This window comes from Leptolyngbya cf. ectocarpi LEGE 11479 (assembly GCF_015207065.1).
Taxonomy (GTDB): Bacteria; Cyanobacteriota; Cyanobacteriia; order Phormidesmidales; family Phormidesmidaceae; genus Leptothoe; species Leptothoe ectocarpi.
Genome location: NZ_JADEXP010000458.1, coordinates 1 through 4,221, shown reverse-complemented (window position 1 = coordinate 4,221; position 4,221 = coordinate 1). Strand labels below are relative to the sequence as shown.

General features: G+C 51.6%; 3 protein-coding genes and 1 pseudogene. 2 read left to right on the top strand and 2 right to left on the bottom strand.

Translation table 11 applies throughout. The annotated features are described in order from the left end of the window. Positions 1–429 (top strand): hypothetical protein (locus IQ260_RS28255; RefSeq protein ID WP_228016504.1); only part of this gene is annotated, 429 nt, incomplete at its 5' end. A gap of 17 nt (positions 430–446) precedes the next feature. Further along, a pseudogene (locus IQ260_RS31780) lies at positions 447–521 on the top strand (DUF6760 family protein); the annotation flags it as partial. Here the strand turns inward: IQ260_RS31780 and IQ260_RS28250 are convergent. After that, positions 520–1,329: a phage tail protein gene (locus IQ260_RS28250; RefSeq protein ID WP_322745068.1), complete on the bottom strand. Its 810-nt coding sequence runs from the start codon at positions 1,327–1,329 to the stop codon at positions 520–522. The pseudogene IQ260_RS31780 and the gene IQ260_RS28250 overlap by 2 nt on opposite strands. Positions 1,330–1,776: 447 nt before the next feature. Then, on the bottom strand, positions 1,777–4,146 hold the full coding sequence (locus tag IQ260_RS28245) for a putative baseplate assembly protein (RefSeq protein WP_193996403.1): 2,370 nt from the start codon (positions 4,144–4,146) through the stop codon (positions 1,777–1,779). Positions 4,147–4,221 lie beyond the last annotated feature (75 nt).

The following is a 4,221-nucleotide window of genomic DNA, read 5'->3' as shown; positions in this document are numbered from 1 at the left end:
CCATTCCCCATTCCCCACTCCCCATTCCCCATTCCCCATTCTCTCCCACTTTTTATGACCAGCCTCTTTCCAACTAGCTTCAACTTTGTTCTGCCCAAAGGTCTCATTGATAGTCAGGGCAGTCTGCATCGTCAGGGACGTATGCGCTTAGCCACAGCGAAGGACGAAATTATTTGTTCACAGCATCCTGACGTGCAATCAGATCCAGGCTATAGCACCCTGGTCATGCTAGCTCAGGTTGTTGAACAACTTGGCGATCTAGACACCATCACACCAGAGCTGTTAGAAAATCTCTTTAGACCTGACTTTCAATACTTAAAGCTATTTTACGAACAAATCCATCAAGGGGCTACCCCCGAACTCACAGCCCAGTGTCCCCAATGCCAGCATCGCTTTAGCATGGGGCTCACCCCGTCGGAAAAGCCCTAGGCTACCCCTCAGAAACGCTGCGAGAGGAGGTAGCCTGTATTGCCTATCACTTTCACTGGCCCTTAGAGAGCATTTTGGCACTGAACCACATCAGTCGCCGTCGGTGGTGCCAGTCGGCGACCCAGTTTCATTTGCGGCTGCAGTCTGGGGAACAGAATCCGATGTAGGCGAGGCGGCAGGGGCCACAATTTTCAGGTCATAGGTACAGAACGCGGGTTTTTCCTGTTCAATTAGCACCCGGATGGCCGTCTCGTCTAAGCAATTTAACTGTTCTGGGCTATCGGGTTTGAGAACAACAGCAAAATGGTAAGCCTTGCCACCACCCAAAGAAGGCTGGTCGCCTAAGGTAATATCCCCCAGGGCAAACTCGCGCTCATCGGGTTCAATCACCTCAATCTGTTGCATCTCCAGACTCGTGCAGAGATGCAAACATAGCGTTAGACCACGAGCCGTGCCGCGCCACTGATAGATCTCCACCGCATGGCGAATCAGACGCCGCTGTTGAGCGAGCGTTAGGTGAGGATTCATGGGCCAGGCCACCCAGTGAGCTAAAAAGGGGACCAGGGCCTTAGGAGCCAGCAGCGGGTCTAAATAGGCCCAAAAGGTTTCGGTTATGTCATAAACGGGTTCGAACGACTGCTCAGTAATGCTTAAGAAGCGCCCGAGAAAATCCGATGTTTGATAAAACTCGGGTAAAAACTTTTGATAAATTGGCTCAGGCCGTGGATAAAGCTGTAGCGTTTTGTAAGCAATTAGCTGAACGACTGAGGACTGTTCGGCGGCAGCCTGGTGTAAAAAGATCTCGCCACCGTAGCTTAAATCCAGATTTTCACGATTTCTGAGCGCATAGGGATCTTCAAAAAAACTCTCGGGTAGGGTAAACCCCAGGTTGATAGACATTATCTGCCGAGGCTGCAGCTGGAAGTACTCCGTCCCGAACATCAGCGATTGACGGTCTGAAACTGAAAAATTATCTCTCCAGGTTTCAGACTGGGTTTCGGTCTGGGTTTCAGGCTGGGCTTCATTTTCTGTTGGTCTGGCATGAGGTACAGGCGTAAACCAGACATCTGGAAAATCACCCTGTATGCCTAGACTGACCCGTAATGCTTGCTGGCTATTGTTTTTTATTCGGGCAGTGACTTCTGTTAGTTTGCCAGGTACTAGCAGTACGCCCTCCGGTCTGGGGGCCGCAGATGCCGCAGGGACAGCCCCGTTTGTGCCGTTCCTATCCGTCGGAGCATGGGAGACGACGGTTAAATCAACATTTGGCTGGGGCAGGTAGACCATTAAGCAGCTAAAGCATTATTACGTAACAGAACCAGAGCATTTCAGTTAGAAAGAGTCACCTCAGAGCGATATAAACCGAATGGTATGCCCCGGATTAGACTCATCCTGCCATGAAGCTGCCATTTCTAATTCTCCTAGGGGAACGGTAACCATAGGGGTGGGAATTTGCATCCAACCAACGGTATCTTGATGGTGATAGCGCCGCCAGCACAACAGCTGCACCTGCCCGACAGAGCGTACTTCTGTATAATTCTGCAAAAGCGCGATGATGTCGGAGGTTTGCACAGCTCTACCCAGAGGCCACCCCTGTTTTTCAAACCCTCCCGTAATCGGATTGATAAACTGATATAGCTCCCTGATCAATTTTTGGTGTAGATAGCTGAGATCCGTCGACTGCTGATACTGGGGCTGCAGATAGACGTCTGCGGTGACTTGAATGCCGACATAGCCCGGTGGCTCAACCGTAGCTCGAATCCCTAAGGCGCGATGCAAGTTTAGATGCTTGTGGAGAGACTGTTTGAACGGTTCCTGCAGCTGCAGCCGATCTGGATGCAGTCCCCGGTCAAACGACCAGGGCTTAATCTGAGGAATAATCAGCAAACGTACTACCCCAGGCGTCGTTAGATGAGATGCCCGTACACAGTGGACGAAATAAACTGCCCGACCTAGATCAAACTGTTTCGCCGTTCGCTCAAAGTCTTCAGGGCTGATGGCCGTCTCTCGGGTACGCAGGAGTTCAGGCACCCGGATCATCGCCTGATTTAGAGATTCCGCATCTCGTCCCCCCTGGGCTGGTTGATAGTTAACCACCTGTTTGACATAGGGGATAGAAGATTTCAGTACCGTCAGCGCTTTGGCACATACGTTGCCACGACTGCCCCCTCCCACCCGGTAGGCACTCATATAAATCTCGGCACCGACGGGAGGCACTTTGCCGTATTGACGCTCACTCAAACGATCTGTAGGAGCTAAAACTGCCGGAATATAGTTTTGTTCGGCCAGCGATGTCACTGATCGCCGAATACGGTTGGGTCGGCCCCAAGACTGGATGGCAGCGCGTTCGTGAATTTTCTGTTGCAGCTGCTCAGGCTCGCGGATCAAGGGACCAAACTGAACCGTGCCGCTGGCATTGTCGATTATATAGTGGGGATCATCAGCTCCGGATGCGCCAAAGCTATCGACCTCTTGCCAGGTTTCCGGTCGAGCGTTGGCAGGATGCACTTCAATATATTCTGTTGCAGAATGTCGCCGTAAAACCGGTCGTTTGCTGAGTTCAAACACCTGCCCTGGTTTACCCGTACTTACCCCCAGTAGCTCTTGCTCAAGCTGCACACATTCACTGGCCGCCGTCACCCCGCCAATGGAACGAACGCTTACCCCAGTAATTTCAGGTGAACGCTGGTAATTAAACTGCTGGGTACTGCGCTGATTTAGCGTACTTCTAGGGGCCGTATATACACATCGAATCCAGTGCCCTGCATAGGCACCAAAGGTAGTATCAGGCCATTGTTGGGGTAAATGTAAGATGACATCGGCCCCTTCGACTTCAGGGTTGGGTCCCCCCTGGCTCAGCTTATCAAAGCTAAACCCCTTGGTTTTGTCATCCCCATCTCGGAGAATGCCATCCCGCCAGCTGTGACCGTCCCAGTACTGCCAGCTGAGGGGGGGATTTTCAGGATCAATGCCGGTGGTAACAGCCGCTGGACCATTGAAGTTCAGGGCCAGAATATTTCCTTGAACTTGGTTGAAGATATCCTCTGTGTCTTCTGAGACACTAAAATCCGGATGAGCAATATTAGTGTTTGCGGCAATTATCTCATTCTGGTCGGGTGCTTCCGCCGCTAACACAAAGTACACGCAGTTACCCACCGAGCAAGATTTAAACAGCTGTAGCGAAACCTCCAGGTTGGCTGAGTCTTGTTCTGTTCGGAGCACATTGTCGATTTCTCCATCAATAGGCTGCTCCAGAGGTTCTAGACCCAACAGTAAATGTTTTATCCGGGGGGTACCAATCACCAAAGGCTGACTAGTGGTAAACACAATCGCAGGCTGATTTTCGGTGCGTACCGTTGCTACTTCGGTACCAGCCGGGATGACTTTAGCCGTCGTCTGGGCCTTAGTTAAGTAAAAAGTCACCTGGGTTTGAGCCGGTGTGGGCGGCTGCAAGCGAATCCCCAACAGTTCTAAAAAGGCGACATAGTGGCGCGTGGGTACCTGATTAAACCGATAGAGCATTTGGTGTACCAGCCAGGCAAATAGCTCTACTAGGGTGACACCTGGATCGCCTGCATTGTAGTTTGTCCACTCTGGACAGTAGCGAGGGATCCGCAGCAGACATTCTTCCACCAGTTCATCAAAGGTGCGATCGTCCAAGTTGGCCTTGGGCAGGTTGGGCAGGTAGTCGATGGCGGGGGGGAGGTCGGGAGACATTTTTGGGAAAAGGGGACAGGGGGACGGGAGGAAAGGGAATTAGAGATCGGTAATGGTTTCGGGAGACATAAGGTA

What these genes read in the sequence shown, in the direction of transcription:
- IQ260_RS28245 (WP_193996403.1), bottom strand. Translation starts at nt 4,146, where the DNA reads ATGTCTCCCGACCTCCCCCCCGCCATCGACTACCTGCCCAACCTGCCC.
- IQ260_RS28250 (WP_322745068.1), bottom strand. Translation starts at nt 1,329, where the DNA reads ATGTCTATCAACCTGGGGTTTACCCTACCCGAGAGTTTTTTTGAAGAT.